The following is an 18388-nucleotide window of genomic DNA, read 5'->3' on the forward strand; positions in this document are numbered from 1 at the left end:
GACGGGCCTGGACTAGAGATTAATAAAAGAATGAGAAGCTTATGTTCAAATAATAGGAGGCAAGGCACTGATTGTTAACGCAGTAAAAGCATATTGAAAAAGTCTGCCGGTGAATAATTAAGCTTAGCCGGTGCAATGCGGCTTTTATATCACGTAAAATCCCGGCGAACTTCTGACCCCATCTAAGGTTTGCATCAGGCCCCGCCGTAGCGGGGGCGTGGGACCGGCGGCCAGCGCGCTTCTCAGATGCCTGGAGGCGCAGCATGGCAGGGCTTGTTTCGACTGCTTGGGTACGTAGCGCGTATGCCCGTTTTATTTCGCCTTCGCCTACCATTTTGCTTCCATGGGAATTGACTCACCTTCAGCGCCGGCTTCATCTGCCTCCGTTATCGTGGTTGGGGCCGGGCTGTCTGGCCTGGTAGCTGCTCGTATGCTGCTTGAAGCCGGCCTTTCCGTGCTGGTGCTGGAAGCCCGCCCCCGGGTAGGAGGGCGCACCCTGGCCGTGCCGGCCCTGCCGGGCCGCCCCGGAGCCGGATGGATAGACCTGGGCGCTACCTGGGGCTGGGCGCATCATCCATTCCTGATGCAGCTGCTGCGGGAGCTGGCCATTACGCCCTATGAGCAGCCCAGCGTGGGCGCTACTGCCTATGAGACGGCAGAAGGCGTGCACCGGCTGCCCCATCCCGCGGGCTCCGCCGGGTACCTGCGTCTGGGCGGTGGGGCGGCTATGCTTTGCCGCACCTTAGCCGCCGGGCTGCCGGCCGGGGCCCTGCAGCTAAACGTGCGCGTAACGCAGCTGCGCCGCTTAGCCGACGGGCAAGGCATTGAGGTGCAGGCGCAGCAGGGCCAGAGCAGCCGGGCCTATGTAGCCCGGGCAGTGGTGCTGGCTTTGCCCCCACGGCTGGCCGCCCACCGCCTGACCTTTGAGCCGGAGCTGCCCGCTTCGCTGCGCCATACCCTGCACAGCGTGCCCACCTGGATGAGCCACGCCATGAAAAGTGTCGTGGTGTATGCCGAGCCTTTCTGGCGGGCCCAGGGCTGGTCGGGGTTTGCCATCAGCCAACCGGGGCCATTAATCGAAATTCACGATGCCTCGCCGGTGGAAGGGGAGGTTGGTGCCTTGTTTGGCTTCTTTGCTGCCCCGCATTTGTTGCGGATGGCTACGGCATCGGAGCGAGAGGCCGCCGTACGGCAGCAGCTTGGGCGCCTGTTTGGGCCGCAAGCTGCTGCCCCGCTGGCGTACCATGAATGGGACTGGTCGCTGGACCCGCACACCAGCGTGCCGGGCGATGAGCAGCCGCCTATGGCAGTACCCCTGCAGGGCCCGGCACTGCTGCGGCAGCCCGCCTGGGGAGGTGCCCTGCACTGGGCGGGTGCCGAAACCTCCATCAGCGAGTGGGGGCGGCTTGATGGGGCGGTGGAATCGGGCCGCTACGCGGCTGCGCAGGTACTCAGGCAGCTGGCCGGGAAGGCGTAACCATGCCGGGCTTTGATTTTACTGCCTGGATACCTGCAGCGGCGGGTCTGGATTCGAAACAACCAGGCTGCTGAAGTAGATTTAATGGCCTGTCCCTGTTGCGGCGTTTTTGCCAGCTTTTTACTGATGTCCCGTATAGCCTGGCAGCTTCTCCGCCTGGCCTGAAGCAGGGACAAGCACCTACGCCCGCGGAGGCCTTCTTTGCGACCTTTGACGAACTCCTCTTGCATTACCCTTCACCTTGCCTTTATGACTCCTACGCCCATCACCCTGACTGAGAAATTTGCCCTGTTTGACGACCACTGGAACCCCCGCATCATTGGCGAGCTGAACGACCAGCACATCAAGATTGCCAAGGTGAGTGGCGAGTTTATCTGGCACAGCCACGCCGAGGAAGACGAGCTGTTCATGGTAGTGCAGGGCAAGCTGCTGATGGACTTCCGGGACCGCACGGAGGAAGTGCATCCCGGCCAGCTGCTGGTAGTACCGCGCGGCACCGAGCACCGCCCCCGCACGGAATCCGAAACCTGGATTCTGATGATAGAGCCCAAATCGACGCTCAACACCGGCAACGTAGAAAGTGAGCGCACGCGCCGCGACCTGCAGGTGCTGTAAGCCGTCTGGCAAGGGCAGTGTCCTCTCGTCGCACAGGCCCAGCGCGGACTAACGAATGACAAGCCAGCACAGCTGCACTTCCTGAGTGCGCAGCCACAGGTGGTGCAAGTCCCGTAGCAGCTACAGGGCATAAAAAAGGGGGCTGGCCCAATGGCCAGCCCCTTTTTAATTGGTTGACAGCAGCTTTAGTCCACCACCAGGCGCAAGGCATGGGCGCCGCTGCGTACCACGTACACGCCCGTAGCCAGTCCGGCAGGCAATGTCAGCACTGCCTTGCCCAAGCTATCAGCGGTGGTCGACAACACCGTGCGGCCCAGCGCGTCTAGCACCGTCACCGGTAGGCCTGGCGCCGCGCCAGTGAGCGTGGCCGCGCCGCCGTGGGCAGGGTTGGGGAAGAGCTGCATAGCAGCCCCTGCCTGGCTTGCGGCCGTGCCCAGCGCCACAGCACCCAGGTTCAGGAAAAAGCGACCCGTGAGGGGCGTGGCAGCCTGCGCGCCTGACAAGGTGAAGACGTAGCCCGTGACCGGCAGCGTGGCCAGGTCGGTGCGCGTGCCCAGCAGGGCATCTACCAGCACGACGGTGGTGCCAGCGGGCAGGTTCAGCAGCTGGTTTACCTGTAGCACATAGGTGCCAGGAGCAGGCACGCCCACGCTGAGGGGCACCAGAGTGCTCGCTCCAAAAGCGGGCAGTGCGTTCACTGCCATGCGCTGCCCGGCGGCCAGCTGCGCGAGGTTGAGCCCGTGGGCGTTGGGCAGCTTCACGGCGTCGTAGGCCGGGTCAGGGCCCGTAGTGGCGCGGGCGTCGGCGTAGAGGGTGGTGCGGTCGCGCAGCGAGCCAGCGGCGTTGGCAAGGGCCAGCTCCAGCAAGGGGCGGGTTTCTGCGCTACCGCGGTGGAAGGTGCTGTTGGTGCTGAAATCAACCCGACGGCCGGCCAGCGCGAAGCTGAGCACGGGAGCTGTTCCGGGCGTACTGGCCCGGGCGAAGAAGCCCTGCCCCAGGGCCAGCAGCGGCTGCCCCGACAGGCCGGTGAGGTAGGTTTCGTAGCTGCCGGCGTAAGGCCCGCTGCTCTGGAAGATGTACTTGGCATTGTCCACGCCGGGCGTATTGTCCAGGCTGGCCAGGGCAAAGGCGCTGGCAAAGGGGTTGCCAAGCAGGTGCCAGCCCCTGCTGTCGTCCGGGGCGGCGGTGCCGGCAGCCCGGGGCAGGACCATACTCACAGCGGTTTGGTTCAATGGCCCTACGAAGTCTACCGTTTGGTTTGCCGCCAGGTGCACGGCGTAGCCCCGGCCGGTGGTAAAGGCGTCGGGGGTTGAGGCGGTAGCCGGCGAGTACCAGCCCTGGTCGAAGCCGGTGTAGCTGCTTGGTGCGGTGCCTATCCGCGCCGCATCGAAGCCAAAGACGGTGGGGAAGGGGGTGAGCTGGGCCGGCGTGCTGCTGCTATTGTAGGCGCCGTTGAACACGGGCTGGAAGCTGCCGGGCACGGCCAGGTCGGCCAGGGTGTTGCCGCTCACCGGCGAGGCAAAGTGGCGGTAGCCCAGACCCGCGTTGCCGTTGGCCGGCACAAAGCGCTGCACCGTGGCCACTCCCCCGGTCACCGTGCCGGTAGTCGTTACGCCGTCCTGGTTTACCTGCGCCGTGGTGCTGTTGTCGGAAAGCAGCGTCAGGGCCCGGCCGTTGAGGCTAAACACGCCACGGGTGAGGCGCAGCTCGCGGGTCAGGGCCAGAGCCTGGGTGAGCTGCACGGGGCCGTTGGGGTTGTCCACTGCCAGCGTAGCCACCGTGGCCGGGAGGCCGGCACCGGTTACCTGGGCGGCCCGGCCATGGTAGAGGTAAGTGGCGTCGGGGGAAAAGCTGCGGGCGCCGGTGGTTTGCACGGCCCCGGTGCCGGGGGCGTTGCTCAGGCCGGCGGCGTCGCAGATGCCCAGTGTGGCCCCGGCTGCCAGGGTGAAGCTGCCCGGCCCGGTCAGGGGCTGGCAGTTGGTGTAGAGGCTGCCCGCTACCTGCAAGGCCCCGTTCACTACCACGGCCCCGCCGAGCTGCCCGTAGCCGGTGCCCGTGATGGTGATGTTGTTATACGTGCCCGCCGCTACCACAATGGGCGTCGTGGCGGTGCCCGTGCTGATGCTCAGGTTGGGCGGGCTGACGGTAAAGGTGGAGCTGGCGCTGCTGGCGCTCACGGCGCTGCCGCTGGCCTGGGCCGTGGCGGCGGCCGTGTGGGTGGTATAGGCCAGCGGCGTGGGCTGGGTCAGGCTCCAGCTGCCGCCGGCCGAGGCCTGGGTGGTGCCGATGCTCGTGCCGTTCACGTACACCGTCACCGTGCTGTTGGCTACTGCCGTGCCGCTGTAGGTGGGCGTGGTGCTGCTTATGGAGCTGCCGTTCGCCGGGGAGGTCAGTGCCGGGGCTGCCGTCACCGGCTGGCTGTAGGTGATGCTGTACTGGGCCGCCGCCGTGTTGCCGTTGCCGGCAGCATCGGCGGCCATGTTCGCGGCTATGCTCACCGTCACGGGGCCGTTGGCAGCGGGGGTGATGGCAAAGGTGTACGTGGTGCCGCTGCCACTGAAGCCGCTCAGGCTGCCGTTGCTCACCGTGACGTCGGCGGCCGTAAATCCGGTCACGCTTTCCGAAAAGGTGACAGTATAGGCAAAGGTCGCGCTGCTGCTGGTGCTGCCGTTGGCGCCGGTGCTGGAAGTAATGGTGGCCGTGGGGGGCGTCTTGTCAATCGTATACGCCTGTCCGCTGGTGTAGGGGCTGTTGCTCACGCCGGGGCTGATGCCGCTGCTATTGGCCAGGTTCAGGCGCAGGGTGCCGTCGCCGCTGCCAGTGCTCACCGTCACGGTGTAGGTACTGCCCGAGCCGCTCACGCTGCTCACGCTGGCTCCGGCCACGCCCACGGCAGTCAGGGAGAAGTTGGCCACGGTAACCCCAGTCACCTGGGCCGAGAACGTGACTGTGTAGCTTACGCTGCCCGCATTGGTTGGGCTGCTGCCCGCCGGCACGATGGACGTAACGGCAGTGGGCGTTACCACGGTAAAGGCCACCCCGTTGCTGGTACCATTCGGCGTCGTAATGGTCACGTTGCCGCTGGTAGCGCCTGCCGGCACGGTAGCCGTGGCCGTGGTGGCGCTCGTTACGCTGAAGGTGCTGGCGGCCGTGCCGTTAAAGCTCACGCCGGTAGCGCCGGTAAAGTTGGTGCCGGTCAGCGTCACGCTCGTACCCACCGGCCCGCTCGTGGGCGAGAGGCTGGTTAGGGTGGGCGCGGCCGGCATTACGCAGGAGATGGTGGCTTCAAACCCTGAGGGCGTTACCGAACCATCCGAGGTGAAGCGCAGCGTAAGCTGTCCGTTGGCATTGGTAGCCGTCACTGTGCCGGGGCCCGCGGTGCCGTGGTAGGTGCCTATCAGCGGAGCACTGGTAGTGGCCCCATCGTAGATGTAAAGGAAGTCGTACGTCGCCTCGGTGTCGAAAGCGGTGAACACCATCCGGAGCTTGGCGCCGGTTGTTGCCGGGGTAAAAGTCTTGGTGTAGTTCTCATTGTTGGAGTAGTTGCCACCAGGGCCACCTGAGTCGTAGAGTGCGCCCGAGCAGGTTGTTACCGGCAGGTTGTCGTTCAGAACATAATTGCCGGTGTTGAAGCTCTGCGAGCTGGTGGCCTGGCCGTTGGGCGCCGTAATCGTGATTGGCCCGCTAAGGGCGCCAGCGGGTACCGTCACGTTTATGGTTGTCGAGCTGACCACCGTGAAAGTGGGTGCGTTGGTGCCGTTGAAGCTCACCGCCGTTGCCCCGGTAAAGTTGGTGCCGGTGATGGTGACCACCGTGCCCGCCGGCCCGCTGGTAGGGGAGAAGCTGCTGATGGTGGGGGGCGGAAAGGCCGGGCAGTTGCTGGTCCCGATGGCTCGCCGCAGCGCATTTGCCCGGCGCCCTATCAGGCCGTTTGCCCCGGTTGCCCGCACGCTGAACCACTGCTCAACAGTGGAGGAAACGCCCGTAACGGTGAAGGCCAGGCCCGTGGTGGTACCCACCGACTCCATGGTGGTCGTCCCCAGTTTGAAAATCTCGTAGCCCGTTGCCCCCGTCACGGCGTTCCAGCTGAGGCGCGTCTCCGTTGGGCATACCGACACAAACTGCAGGTTGGCCGGAACGCCGATAACCGAAAGGTTTTCGCTGCTGCTGGACTGGGCCCCGCGTACCACGCGAACCCGCAGCTGCCCACTGGGCGCCGTGGCCAGGCTGCTGGGCACCGTCCAGGTATAGGCGCGGGCGGCGGCCGTGGCCGTGCCGATGTTGTTCCAGGATGTGCCCGCGTTGGTGCTGTACTCCAGGGTGAAGCCGGAGGCGCTGGTGTTGGCGTCCCAGCGCAGCACCTGCGTCTCGCCCGGCACAAAGGCCTCGCCTCCAATAGGGTTGGTGATGCGGACGTTGTTCTCTACCCAGGAGTACACCACGTAGTAGCGCTGCGGCCCCTGCGGGATGCTGAATCCGCTGATGTTTGCCGTGTAGGTGCCCGCCGCCGGCGCATCGAGCGTCACCTGCTCCATGTTGTTAAGGTGGTCGATTCCGCGCGTGGCGGCCGCGTCGAGGGTAGCGGCGTTGGGCGCCGGGTTCAGCACCCAGGGCTGCAGGGTACCCGCGGCCGGGGTGCTGAGCGTAAAGTCCAGGTCGTTGACCAGGGCCGTGGCGGCATTGGCAGCAGCTTCGTAATCGGCCCAGTACAGCATCACCTTCAGCTGGCTGACGCCGGCGGGCACCGTCAGGCTCACGGTCTGGTTCTGCCCCGTGCTCAGGGTGTTGGTGACGTAGCGCGTATTTTCCAGCAACTCCACGGCCCGCAGCGCGTTGATGCGGCCGTAGCCGTGCTTGAAGTCGGGGCCGGGGTTGCCGATGTCATCGGCCGTGTTGAGCACGGCTGCTTTGATGAGAGCCGAGTTAGGGTCGGCGCCGGCGTTGGCGTTGCGGTAGGCCTGGTAAAGCTGCCCCAGAACCCCGCTCACGGCCGGACACGCCATCGACGTACCCGATTTGGAGTTGTACGTGTTGTTTTCACCCGTTGAGTTAACATCAGTGCCAGTAGCGCAGATGTCGGGCTTGATGCGCCCATCTTTGGCTGGTCCGCGCGAAGACGACGAGGAAAGCACGTCGAGGTGCGTAAGGTTGCCCACGGTAAGCACGTTCTTACCCATCTTGTACCCCCCGGTGATGTTGGCCCAGCCGGCGCCCGCCCCGTAGGAGCAGTCGCTGGTGCCGGAGTTGCCGGCCGAGTGCACGTACATCAGCGCCGGATTCAGGCGGGTGTGCTGGTCGCTGGTGCGCGCATCGGAAGTGTAGCCGTCGTTGCAGGTCTGGCCCAGGCTGTGCGAGGAGATACGGACTCCCTGAGTAGCGTATTGCCCGGTCGCGCCAGTCATGGTCAGGATGTCGGCGTAGTAGCTGTATGTGCGGAGCGTAGCGCCGGTGGCCTGGCCGCGCATGGTGGGGTTGAGGTTGCCAGCCCCGCCCACTATGCCCGTGACGTGGTCGGCGTGGTCGCCGTCGCTTGTCTGCACGATGTTGGTGAGGCGCCCCTGAAAGTCGATGTGCGGCCCTACAAACCCGTCGTCGCCGATGGCGATGGTTACGCCTGTGCCGTCGAGGTGGCGGCCACTGGGCAGGTTGGAGTTCAATACGTTGGCGCGGTGGTTTGTCACGTCCCGCTCGGCCTCAAGAGTAGGAGGAGCGGGAGCGGCTTCCACCGTCTGCACCCAGGGCTCAGCGGCCAGGCGTCGTTCCTGGCCTACCGCTACCGTCACTTCCAGCACGTTCGGGTGCTCGGCCGACTTGGCCACGGCCGCGTCCAGCACCCGGAGCCGCTGCGTGGCCGTGGCCAGCGTTATCGGCGCATACACCTGCACCCGCAGGGCCAGCCGCCCCCCTGCCCGCAGCGCGTGGGAGGGGTAGTTGCGGCTGCTCAGGCTGCTGCTTAGCTTCCACTCCGGCTCCACGGCCACGACGGCCCGCACGGGCAGGCCACGTAACGCAAGGGCCGGGTCGGTGCCGGCCTTCAAGGCCGCAACCCAGGCATTCTGGGGTAGGTAGGTAAGCAGCTCCACGCGCCCATCGGCGGCAAGTGCGGCGCGCTGGGCATCGGTGGGCAGGCGGTCGAACTGCACCAGCCGGTAGTAGCGCCCCTCCACAATTTCAGCAGGAGCGACGGGCGTATGGGTGCCTTTCACCAGGCGGTAGGTGCCCGCGGCCAGTCGAAGCTCCACTTCACCACCCGGCTTGGCTGATTTCGGGCTTGGTTGCCCCTGCGCGAATCCCAGCAAGGGCAGGCAGTAGCAAAAGGCGAGTAGCAGCGCCCCTGCCATGCGGGCCGGACGCAGCAGGGTGAGGAAACAGCTCTCGGAGCCGGCGAAGTAAAAATGAGCCATAAGCAAGGGTAAAAGTGAGCCGTTGAAAAAACGTAGGGAAGCCTTCTGCAAGCATCGCGCAGCTGGCGTCTTTAAGTAATGCCGATAAACCACGAGGCAATACCAGGGTAGATGTGGCCGCTCGGCTTGGGAAGCCAGTGCGCGTAGAAGCTCAGAGAGGAAAGCAATGGGTTAGCCCGGCTCAAGCGCCTGAGAAGCTAGCCACTGCCCGCGGACGAGGGCGGCCCTTAGGCTCGCCTGGCACTGGGAGGCAAGACGGGCAGTGCAGCCCGATGCTCAAAACTTCAAAACCCCGCACGTAGCCGGTTTTGAACGAGGCGAAAGTAATTCCTACAAAGTAATTCTGCTATTCACCTGATTAAAATAGCATAATCATGTTCGTGCCGGGCCCCGGTGAAGTGCCGCACAAAAAGCCCGGCGCAGCAATGACCTGAGGACGCTTGGTGCGTGGCAGTTGCTAGCCGTTTAAGTAATGGGGGTACCCCTGTCAAACCCTGCTCTCGCTCAATTGAGATAGGTTAACCCGTTAGTTAGGCGCAGGAAGTGGTCGACATTCTCCTGCTTTACGTTGTACAGCAATATCACAGCCCTCCCATCGGAGTACACCTTGGAAATTCGGCCGGGATGGTTCTCCTTCAATATTTTTTCCGGATACTTTCGCTCGTACCAATACGGGCTCAACCGCGCATAAACTTCTTCGTTGTTCACGTTGCGGAGCGTAGGCTCTATGGGTTGGCTTTCGTTCTGATAAGCCATTTGGATGTAGACGAGTTGCTTCTTCTCATACTCGAAGACAAACTCATTACCTAAAACCTGCCAATGCTTTAAGCCTTTGGGCAGGTCCACTGCGAAGTGCGTGGTAAGGAACACCTGGGTATCGGCCCTGGCATTGACTTTGGATTTATACACAAACCGGTTGTGGTCTTTGAGGTAGACAAAGTCCATGAAATCGGAATGGATGTCCCGTCCCCGGTCTATCCGGGTACAGGCAACAGGCAAAAGAGTCGCCGGCAGGAGGAGTAACAGAAATCCTTTTTTCATGGAAATGGAGCCGTGTGCCGCGCGGCTGCCTGGCGCGGACGGCCAACCTATAGGGCTTCTGGGACGGTTTGCCAGGGGGGCAGGGGCACAACAGCAGGCAGTGAACGAATGACCAACTGATTCCACCACGGTGTCTTTTGCACACCGAAGGGTTGTTCAGCCAAGCTGTCCAGGGCAAACGAGTCCATTCAGTTTAAGAAGCTTATTAATTCAGCGTCCCGCTTCTAAACTCTGGGTTCTGAAATTAAAAATAAAGGGCTCCTTTTCGAGCTAATCGCTGCGCTATGGCTACCAGCTCGGCCCAACCCCACGCCTCGCAATCGTCGGGGCAGACATTAACCCGGGGGAGACCGAGTGGGTAATTGGCCGGCGGCTCCTGCCAGGCCGGGCACAGAACGAATTGCCCCAGAGCCGCACGGTATGGCCCTGTACCTGGGCATACACGGCGGCAAGGCATTTCCCATTGGGAGCAGACAGGGGAGCTGTTCCCAAACGCTGGCTGACCGCATCGCGCATATCCACCTCGTAGCCGCGCCTTACCAGGGCTTGCCCTACGCGGTCAAAAAAGACTTCCCCACTATCGGCTAGTACCACCATCACGGTGTTGGCCCCTTCGAATGCCACTAAGGCTGGTTGTTGGGTATGCGCCTGCCAACTGGTCAAGAACAGGCCAACCAAGAAGCGTTTTATAGAATCAAGACATCCTGACTTTGTTTAGAGAAAGGATAAGCCGCAGTGGTAATGGACAGGGACTAACTACTGTGCAACCTGCGGCCGTTCACGCAAAAGGTACATCCAGCATACACCCCAATTATAAACCTTCATATCATCAGCTTCTCCGACTGTATTTACAGCGAAGCCAAAAATTCCTCCGTCAGCTCATCCAATGAGTGAATGCGGCACTGCGCCTCGTGCGCGGCATCGGCTGGCAGGTGGGCGTAATTGCCGCGCAGGATGCGCACGGTTTTATAGCCCAGGGGCTTGATGCCGACGAAGTCCTTGCGGGGGTTGTCGCCCACGTAGATAACCTGGCCGGCTTCCACGCCCTCGCGCTGGCGAATCAGCTCAAACACGTAGGGGTCGGGCTTGGCGCGGTGGCGGCCGTAGCGGTTGGTGAGGTAGGCGAAGCGCACCCGACCGGCCAAATTCAGCGCGGCTACTTTGCGGGCCTGCACTTCCTTGTGGCCATCGGTAACGATGTACAGCGGCCAGGCCGCAAAGCGCTGCAGGCACCGCTCGGCGTCGGGGTGCAGCGCCAGGTGCCGGGGCTGGTGCTGCCGGTAGGTGCGCAGGCAGGCCATTACCAGGGCTTTCGACCAGCGGCTATACCGGCGCAGCAGGTTGTCGAAGAGCTGCCCGCGCCCGGAGGCGGCCTCATCAGCAATCAGCGCCGCCGTCAGTGTTTCGGCCGGTACCCCTAGCTGAGGGGCCAGAAATACCGCCACCTCCCGAAAGCCACTGTGCACGTAGCTCAGCTCGGGGTACAAGGTGTCGTCGAGGTCGAAAACAAGAACCGGCATTTTGGAAGTTGAAGGGTGAGCGTTGAAAGTTAAAAGGGCTTTCGCGTTTTAACGCTTCATCTTTACCTTTTTACTTCCATCACTACGTCGGCCGCGGCGCGTACCTGACGCAGCGGCCCGGGCGCCGGGCGGAATGGGTACTGGCTAAGGTCGGCGCCGGCAGCTTCCTGCAGAAACCAGAAAAAGGAGTCTACCCCGGCGGCAATGCCCAGGGTGGAGGCCCCGCCGAAGCGGCAGTTGCACTCGATAATGTACAGCTGCCCATCGTCGGTGAGCACGGCTTGCAGCACGAAGGGGCCGTAGAGGCCAAGCTTGGCCACCATCTCGCTTAGGCGGGCCACCAGCTCAGGGTCGTGGAAGGTGGTGGTAATCTGTGACTCGCCGCTCACCACAATGTCGCGGGTGCGCGGCACCAGGCCGTGCACGCGGCCGGCGCGGTCCACGTAGCCGTCCACGCTGATTTCCCGGCCCTGGATGAAGGGCTGGAAAATGGGCTCACGCAGATTCTGGGCATGGTTCACGGCCGTGGCATAGGGCAGGTTGAGCCCCAGGCTGAGGGAGCCGGCCCCAAACCGCTCTTTCACCACGAACGCCGATTCCTGGCTAAGAGCTGCGTCATCGGCCAGTAAGGAGTCGATGCTCAGGCTGGTGGGAATCACCGGCAGGCCGGCCTGCTGGCCGAGCACGGCAAACTCCAGCTTGTCGAGGCAGCGCTTCACGGCGTCGGGCTCGCTTACCAGCACGGCAATGCCGGCCGTGGCCAAGGCCGCGCGGTGCCGGCTCCAGAAGTCCAGCTCGCCGTCGCGGGTGGGGATGATGTGGCCCACGCCGTGTTCCTGGCAGTAGCTGATGATGTTGGGCAGCTGCTCGTCGGCCGTGGGCGGCATCACCCAGCTTTCGTCGGCAAAGTGGAAGGCCAGGGCCTGGGCGTTGATGTCGGCCCCAATTACCCGGATGCCCGGGTACAGGCGCTGGCCGGCCTGGCGCACGGCCTGCACCAGGGGCACCTTGCCCGATACGCTGCTCACCAGGATGTGGCCCGGCGCTTTGGCGCTGGCGGCAGCAGCTGCCTGGGCCCGCTCGTGGGCAATGATTTCGGGAATGGCTACTTCCAGCGTAGTGGGCGGAGTCCAATCAATGTGGCTGCTCCACAAGGTCATATCGGCCTGAGAGCCTTCGAAAGGAATATCGGAGGCCACGTATTTGGCCAGCATCCCGGGGAAATTCTGCTGCAGTACGGCTACCACGTCGGCCACGCGGCGGGCGCGGCCCGTGCCGAGGTTGATGATGCCCGTCACGGCTTCGGCGGCGGCCAGGCGCAGGAGGCCTTCGGCGGTGTCGGCGGCGTAGAGGTAGTCGAACATTGACTCGGCGCCGTACACGGTGATTTCCTCGCCGGCCAGCAGGGCCCGCACCCAGCGCGAGGTGATGTCGCGGCCGTTGCGGCCGTAGCCGCGGTAGATGCGCGGGCACACCGTGCTGAACTGCGCGGCGCGGAAGGTTTGCAGAAAGCGCAGCTCAATCTCGTGGGAGAGCTTGGCCATGCCCGTCAGGTTGCGGGGCAGGATGGGGTCGTCTTCGCGCAGGCTGCGGGGCCGGGCCGGCGCTTCCGTGAAGGTGTACAGGGCCGGGTCGTAGATGAGGTAGCTGGAGGCAAACACCACCCGTTTCAGCGAGGGCAGGTCTTTCTGCACCGTCATCAGGTGGTGGCTGAGGCGCACGTTGTGCCGGAAGTTTTCTTCCCAGAAGCCGTAGGTTTCGGTGGAGCGCTCGAAGGTGGCGGCCAGGTGCATAAACAGGTCGGGCGCGAAGTCCGCGATTTCCTGCTCGCTCAGAAAGTTGAGGTCGCCCTGCCGGTACTGAAAGCGCGCGGGGAAGTCGGCGGGGCGGGGCTTGATGTCGCCCACCAGCACCTGAATCTCCGCATCGAGTGCTGCCAGGCAGCGCACCATCTCCTGGCCGATAACGCCGGCCCCGCCGCTGATAAAGATTCGCTTAAAGGGTAATTCCAAAGGCTGTGGCATAGTCGGCGGCCAGCTGGCCGTGCATCAGTGAGTCGGCAAAGGTATCCGGCGTGGGGCGCACATGCTGCCGCAAGCGGCCTTCGAGCCGGAAGCCGGCTTCCTCCAGAATCGCCACGTGCGCCGGCCGGATGTCGTAGGTTTCGGTGAACAAGCGGTTGAGCTTCAGGTCTTCGAATGCTACTTGCCCCAGCAGGCACAGGTGGGCCAGAAAGTCCCGGCGGTAGGTGGCAGCCTCGGCCACGCGGGCTGGGGCCGCCAGAAAGGAGACCTCGGCCCGGCCATCGAGCCAGGCAATGTGCACCAGCCCGCCATACGCCACCAGCTCGCCCTGGTGCAGCAGCGAAAACAGCAGCTGCCCCGGCTGTTCCTGCTCAAACAGCGGGAGCACTACCCGCTGGAAATAGGCATCCTGCTGCTCAGCCGTCAGGGGCGCAGCCTGACGCAGCACCTGCAGCTGGGCGTTGCGCCAGGCCCGAATAGCTTCCCGGTCCTCGTAGCGGATGGGGACGAGGCGGTAGTCCTGGTAGGTGTATTCAGCGCAGGAGAGGGGGCGGTAAGTCAATCTTGGTTATCAGTTGATAGTTGTCAGTTGATAGTTGATAGTTGTCAGTTGTTCGTTGACAGGATTGTTCTGATTGATGCATTCAGAACAAACTGACAACTGACATCGAACAACTGACAACTACACCACCAGATACGAAATCAACGGGTTGAGCGGGCTGCGGCGCAGGGCGTAGTTGGAGATGCCAAACACTTCATCAAAAGCCAGGGTCTCTCCCGGAAACTCGGGGCAGTTCAGCTCGTCGAAGGCCACGATGGCGCCCTTGGTGAGGCGGGGGCGGATGGCTTCGAGGCAGGCCTTGGTGGGGGCGTAGATGTCGAAGTCGAAGTAGGCGAAGGCAATGACGGTTTCGGGGTGGTCGCGCAGGTAGCGCGGCACGGTCTCGGAGGCGTCGCCGGCCACCAGCTCAAACTTGCGCTTGTGCGGAATGGGGCTGTCGGCCTCGTGCAAAGCCAGAATCTGGCTGAGGTAGTCCTGGTAGTTGTCCGTTACGCCGTAGTCGCCGGCCTTCACCCGGTCGCCGTCTTTGGCATCAACTGAGGGAAACCCGCCAAAGGTGTCGAATCCTATGATTTTGCGGTTGTAGTTGAACGGCTCGTAGATGCCGCGCAGGGCGTGCATAAGGGCCAGGTTTTGCCCCCAGCGCACGCCAAACTCCATGGCCACGCCGTGCACGGGAATAATCTGCTGGTAGAGCTCGGTGAAGAACAGCAGGCGCGAAAAGGTCTGCCGGTTCAGGTACAAGCCCAGGTTGTTGAGCAGCTCGGTATTGGGAATGGGCGACTCGCGCAAACTCTGGGCAAAGCCTTCGCGGCGGGCCTGCTCGGGGCCGGAGGCGCCGCTGAGCACGGAAATAAGGGTGGACATAATTAGTTGTCAGTTGTTCGTTGTCAGTTGTCAGTCCGTTCTAGCAAACAAGCCATCAGAACGACCTGACAACTGACAACTAGCAACTGACAACTGCTATTCAGGCTGCAAAAATGCGACAATGCTGCGGCCCAATCCTACGCCGGCCATGGCTTCGTAGTAGGCCGCTACTGCCGGCAGGGGGGCCGTGCGCAGCAATAGGTTGTCTTGCTCGACGCGGGCGCGGTGGGCGCCTTTGCCGGCGCTTCGGTCCATTACGTAGTTCGTGGCGGGGTTGAGCAGGTTGAGGTCAATGGGCTGGTCGGCAAGGACTTTTGCGGTGCGGAAGCCCGTGGCAGTGGCCAGGCTTCGCAGCCCTGTCTGGTTGAAGTAGGACAGATGGTCGGGCAGCACAACCCAAAAAGGACGGTCAATTTTGCCGGTTTCCAGCAGGTGGTTCTGCAGGCTGGAAAAGTCGTTGGGCACGTCCACCATCAGCACGCCGCCGGGGGCGAGCAGGGTGCGGCAGCGGCGGAGCAGCTCGGCGGGGTCCAGCACGTGCTCCAGCACGTTGTCGAGCCAGAGCAGGTCGAACTGCCGGCCTTCGGCGGCGAGGCGGGCCAGCTCTTCGTACAGGTCGCCGGTGCGCAGGAACTCAAGCAGCGCCGGGTGAAACTTTTCCACGCTGTAGCGGCTGAAGTCCAGCCCCAGCACCGGCCAGCCCTGGCGCTGAAAGTAAGCCAGGGCCCAGCCCTCGCCGCAGCCAATGTCGAGGAAGGTGCCGGCAGTGTTGTTGCCCCGCAGCTCGCTGACCACCCAGTGGCGCAGGCGCAGCTTGCCCTCGATGTGCTTCAGCTCCTCGGCCGGGTATTCGGGCTGGTAGGTGGTCAGGTTTTCCTGGTAGTAGCGGCGGGCATAGTAGTCGGCCAGCTCGGTGGGGCTGGGCTTGTCGCGCACCTCCACAAAGCCGTACTCGTTCAGGCGCAGGGTGTCAGGCAGGTTCATGTGGCTTTCTGCTCGATGTGCGCGTTCAGGGCCATTATTCCCGGCTGGGCTTGCAGCAGGGCCAGCAGCGCCGCCACGTCCAGCTCCTGGGCCCGGTGCTCTTCAATCAGGCGGCGCAGCACTTCATAATCCTCGGCTGTGTCGAGGGTGATGCGGAAGCGGCTGTAGTCGCCGCCGGGCCACACCTCGTTGCGGTACTGTACCCGGGAGGCGGCCGAGGGGTTGGTTTTGAGGTAGGGCGTCACGTGCTCCCGCTCGTAGGGCAGGGTGGCCTGGTGGTAGGCCTCGGTCAGCATCTCCATGGAGAAAATCTCGAAGTCCAGCCCCCGCGGAAAGGTGCGCACGATGGCATTGGAGCGGTACACCCAGGGGTTGCCCTCGTCCAGGTAGCGCTGCACGGCCGAGCCGATTAGCTGGCCATCCACCAGGGGGCAGTCGCTGGTGACGCGCACGATGACGTCGAGGCCAAACCGCTGGGCCGTTTCGTAGTAGCGGGCCAGCACGTCGGCTTCGCTGCCGCGGTGGCAGGGCAGGCCCCGCTCGGCGGCATAGGCGGCCAGTACGTCGTCGGCAGGCTCGGTGGTGGTGGCCAGCAGCACAGGCAGGCCGCTTTGCTGCAGGCGCTGCACGTGGTAGTCGAGCAGGGGGCGCCCGGCGGCAGGCCGCAGCACCTTGCCCGGCAGCCGGGTGCTGCCCATGCGCACCTGGGAGATAATGCCGGCCGTCTGCATGGTCGGAGAGAGAGACATTTTGCTTTAGACGTTAGACGTTAGACATGAGACCTTAGAATTGTTCTGGCAAAATTGTTTGACGTAAGAACTTTCTAATGTCTCATGTCTAAAGTCTAACGTCCCTTTTCAGGCTGTGACTTTTTCAAGCAGGTACACCACGTCCTGGTTTCCTTGCTCAGCCTGGTGGATGTAGGGGTAAAGCTGCTGCTTCACCAGGCGCAGCTCGGGGAAGCTGTCGAGGAAGAGCTTGGCGAAGTCGGTTTTCCAGAGAAAGCCCTCGTTGCCGCGGTATTTGATGGGCGTGGTTTCGGGCGCGTAGTACTCGTAGCCCATGATGTAGCGGCGGGAGGTGCGCACCATCTCGCCCATGATGCGCGGCAGGTCGTCGGGCGCAATGTGAATGAGCACGCCGTTGGTGCAAACCAGGTCGAAGTAGCTGTCCTTAAACGGTAGGTCGAAGCCGCTGCCCTGCAGGATGTTAACGCCCCGCACGAAGTCGCGGGCCTTTTCCACGGCGTAGTGCTGCAGCTCGATGCCGTAGAGGTTGCGGAAGCCGGCTGCCTGCAGGCCTACCAGCTGCATGCCCGTGTTGCAGCCCACTTCCAGGATGCGGGCCTCCCGGTCGAGGTCGCCAATAAAGGCAGCGTTCATCTCCAGCTTGGTGTGGCCGTAGAGCGAGCGGTAAAACTCATTCCACTCGTCCAGTGGGCGCGAGTTGCGGTCAGTGTATTCCCGGCCGAAGTCGCCGGACCAGAAGTCCTCTTGTTGGGTGTTAGTCAAAGTGAATTAAAAATTAAAAATTAAAAATTAAAAATGATGGGAAGGCCAGCTTGCTTTAAAGGGCAGGTTCTGGTTTATTAATTCTTCATTTTTAATTTTTAATTCGAGTTAGAAACTCGGAAATGCACGCCACTACATAGTCCTGCTCCTCATCAGTGAGGGTGGGAAACAGGGGAATGCTCAGGCAGCGGCTGTAATATTCTTCTACCAGGGGGAAGTCGCCGGCACGCCAGCCCAGGCCTTCGTAGTAAGGCATGCAGTGCACGGGGATGTAGTGAACCTGGGTGAAAATCTGCTTGGTACGGAGATAGTCGTACAGCCCTTTCCGGTCGGCTACTTCGATGACGTAGAGGTGATAGGCATGGCCGGCGTGGCCCGGGGCCAGCACCGTCACGCCAGGCATCGGGGCAAAGGCGGCATCGTAGCGAGCGGCCAGCTGGCGGCGGCGGGCCAGGCCCTCATCGGCACGGGCAAGCTGGCTCAAACCCAGGGCGCAGTTCAGGTCGGGGAGGCGGTAGTTGTAGCCCAGCTCCTGCATTTCCATGTACCAGCCGCCGTGGCTTTCGTGGATGAGGTCGGCCGGCTCGCGGGTGATGCCGTGGGTGCGCAGGCGCAGGAGGCGGCGGTACAGGGCCTCGTCGTTGGTCGTTATCATGCCGCCCTCGCCGGTAGCAATGTGCTTGACGGGGTGGAAGCTGAAGATGGCCAGGTTGGCAAAGTTGCCGTTGCCGCAGCGCTGCTCCTGGCCCTGGCTATCCACGAAAAAGCCGCCGGGGGCGTGGCAGGCATCTTCAATAATCCAAAGGCCGTACTGGTCGGCCAGGGCGCGGGCCTGCTCCAGGTTCACAGCCAGCCCGGCAAAGTCCACGGGAATCAGGCCAGTGAAGTGCCCTTGGGGATGAGCATCCAATAAGGCCCGCACCTTGTTCAAATCAATGAGGCCGGTGGCGGGGTCAATGTCGGCAAAGTGCACCTCCCCGCCGCAGTAGCGCACGCAGTTGGCCGAAGCCGAAAAGGTCAGGGGCGTGGTGATGACGCGCTGCCCGGGCAGCACATCCAGGGCCAGGGCGCAGAGGTGCAGGGCGGCGGTGCCGTTGCTCACCGCCACAGCGTAGCGGGCCCCGATGTATTCGGCAAACTGCTTTTCAAACGCGGCCACGGCCGGGCCCTGGGTCAGGAAGTCGGAGCGCAGCGCTGCCAGCACGGCGGCTTCGTCGGCTTCGGTGATGTGCTGGCGGCCGTAGGGAATAGGCCGGGAGGGGGTGAAAGCGGAGTCAGGCATCGGTGAGCAAAGATAGCCGGTTAGGGAGTTGAGGCCAGAGCCTAAAAGAGGCTCATTTTCCCTCCATCTGTCCTTGAACTAATCTTCCCAGTCCACTGCCG

The 18388-nt window shown here is 63.1% G+C and carries 13 protein-coding genes; 3 read left to right on the plus strand and 10 right to left on the minus strand.

The features are described from left to right. Window positions 1-343: 343 nt before the first annotated feature. Together ABD919_RS03195 and ABD919_RS03200 are read left to right on the plus strand one after the other, a co-directional pair. Window positions 344-1477 carry a flavin monoamine oxidase family protein gene (locus tag ABD919_RS03195; protein ID WP_345233719.1) on the plus strand — a complete coding sequence of 378 codons (1134 nt, stop codon included), beginning with the start codon at window positions 344-346 and terminating at the stop codon, window positions 1475-1477. Between the two features lie 249 nt (window positions 1478-1726). After that, entirely contained in the window at window positions 1727-2092 is a 366-nt protein-coding gene (locus tag ABD919_RS03200; protein ID WP_345233721.1) for a cupin domain-containing protein, read from the plus strand. Between the two features lie 185 nt (window positions 2093-2277). Here ABD919_RS03200 and ABD919_RS03205 read toward each other — a convergent pair whose 3' ends face one another. Then, entirely contained in the window at window positions 2278-8496 is a 6219-nt protein-coding gene (locus tag ABD919_RS03205; RefSeq protein WP_345233723.1) for a S8 family serine peptidase, read from the minus strand. A 504-nt stretch (window positions 8497-9000) separates the two neighbouring features. Continuing rightward, window positions 9001-9537, minus strand: coding sequence for a hypothetical protein (locus ABD919_RS03210; RefSeq protein WP_345233725.1), 537 nt, complete (start codon window positions 9535-9537; stop codon window positions 9001-9003). Window positions 9538-9957: 420 nt separating this feature from the next. On the opposite strand from ABD919_RS03210, the gene ABD919_RS03215 reads away from it, so the two are divergent. Continuing rightward, on the plus strand, window positions 9958-10125 hold the full coding sequence (locus ABD919_RS03215; RefSeq protein ID WP_345233726.1) for a hypothetical protein: 168 nt from the start codon (window positions 9958-9960) through the stop codon (window positions 10123-10125). 260 nt (window positions 10126-10385) lie between these two features. Here ABD919_RS03215 and ABD919_RS03220 read toward each other — a convergent pair whose 3' ends face one another. From ABD919_RS03220 to pseC, 8 genes are all read right to left on the minus strand, one after another. After that, window positions 10386-11057: an HAD family hydrolase gene (locus ABD919_RS03220; protein WP_345233728.1), complete on the minus strand. Its 672-nt coding sequence runs from the start codon at window positions 11055-11057 to the stop codon at window positions 10386-10388. Window positions 11058-11119: 62 nt separating this feature from the next. Beyond that, the gene (locus ABD919_RS03225; protein WP_345233729.1) at window positions 11120-13069 is read right to left on the minus strand and encodes an NAD-dependent epimerase/dehydratase family protein; all 1950 of its coding nucleotides are present in this window, start codon (window positions 13067-13069) and stop codon (window positions 11120-11122) included. Beyond that, window positions 13053-13643 (minus strand): GNAT family N-acetyltransferase, encoded by a 591-nt coding sequence (locus tag ABD919_RS03230; RefSeq protein ID WP_345233731.1) that lies wholly within the window; start codon window positions 13641-13643, stop codon window positions 13053-13055. The genes ABD919_RS03225 and ABD919_RS03230 overlap by 17 nt, the downstream gene beginning before the upstream one ends. 120 nt (window positions 13644-13763) lie before the next feature. After that, window positions 13764-14510 (minus strand): class I SAM-dependent methyltransferase, encoded by a 747-nt coding sequence (locus tag ABD919_RS03235; protein ID WP_345233733.1) that lies wholly within the window; start codon window positions 14508-14510, stop codon window positions 13764-13766. A 96-nt stretch (window positions 14511-14606) separates the two neighbouring features. Next, window positions 14607-15494, minus strand: a complete 888-nt coding sequence (locus tag ABD919_RS03240) for a class I SAM-dependent methyltransferase (RefSeq protein ID WP_345233735.1) — start codon at window positions 15492-15494, stop codon at window positions 14607-14609. Then, entirely contained in the window at window positions 15491-16243 is a 753-nt protein-coding gene (locus ABD919_RS03245) for a cytidylyltransferase domain-containing protein (protein WP_345233736.1), read from the minus strand. Before ABD919_RS03245 ends, ABD919_RS03240 begins: the two co-directional genes overlap by 4 nt. Before the next feature lie 108 nt (window positions 16244-16351). Continuing rightward, window positions 16352-17005, minus strand: coding sequence for a pseudaminic acid biosynthesis-associated methylase (locus ABD919_RS03250; protein ID WP_345233738.1), 654 nt, complete (start codon window positions 17003-17005; stop codon window positions 16352-16354). A gap of 91 nt (window positions 17006-17096) precedes the next feature. After that, on the minus strand, window positions 17097-18287 hold the full coding sequence (gene pseC / locus ABD919_RS03255; protein WP_345233740.1) for a UDP-4-amino-4,6-dideoxy-N-acetyl-beta-L-altrosamine transaminase: 1191 nt from the start codon (window positions 18285-18287) through the stop codon (window positions 17097-17099). Between the last annotated feature and the right edge of the window lie 101 nt (window positions 18288-18388).

This window comes from Hymenobacter saemangeumensis (genome assembly GCF_039541835.1).
Lineage (GTDB): Bacteria > Bacteroidota > Bacteroidia > Cytophagales > Hymenobacteraceae > Hymenobacter > Hymenobacter saemangeumensis.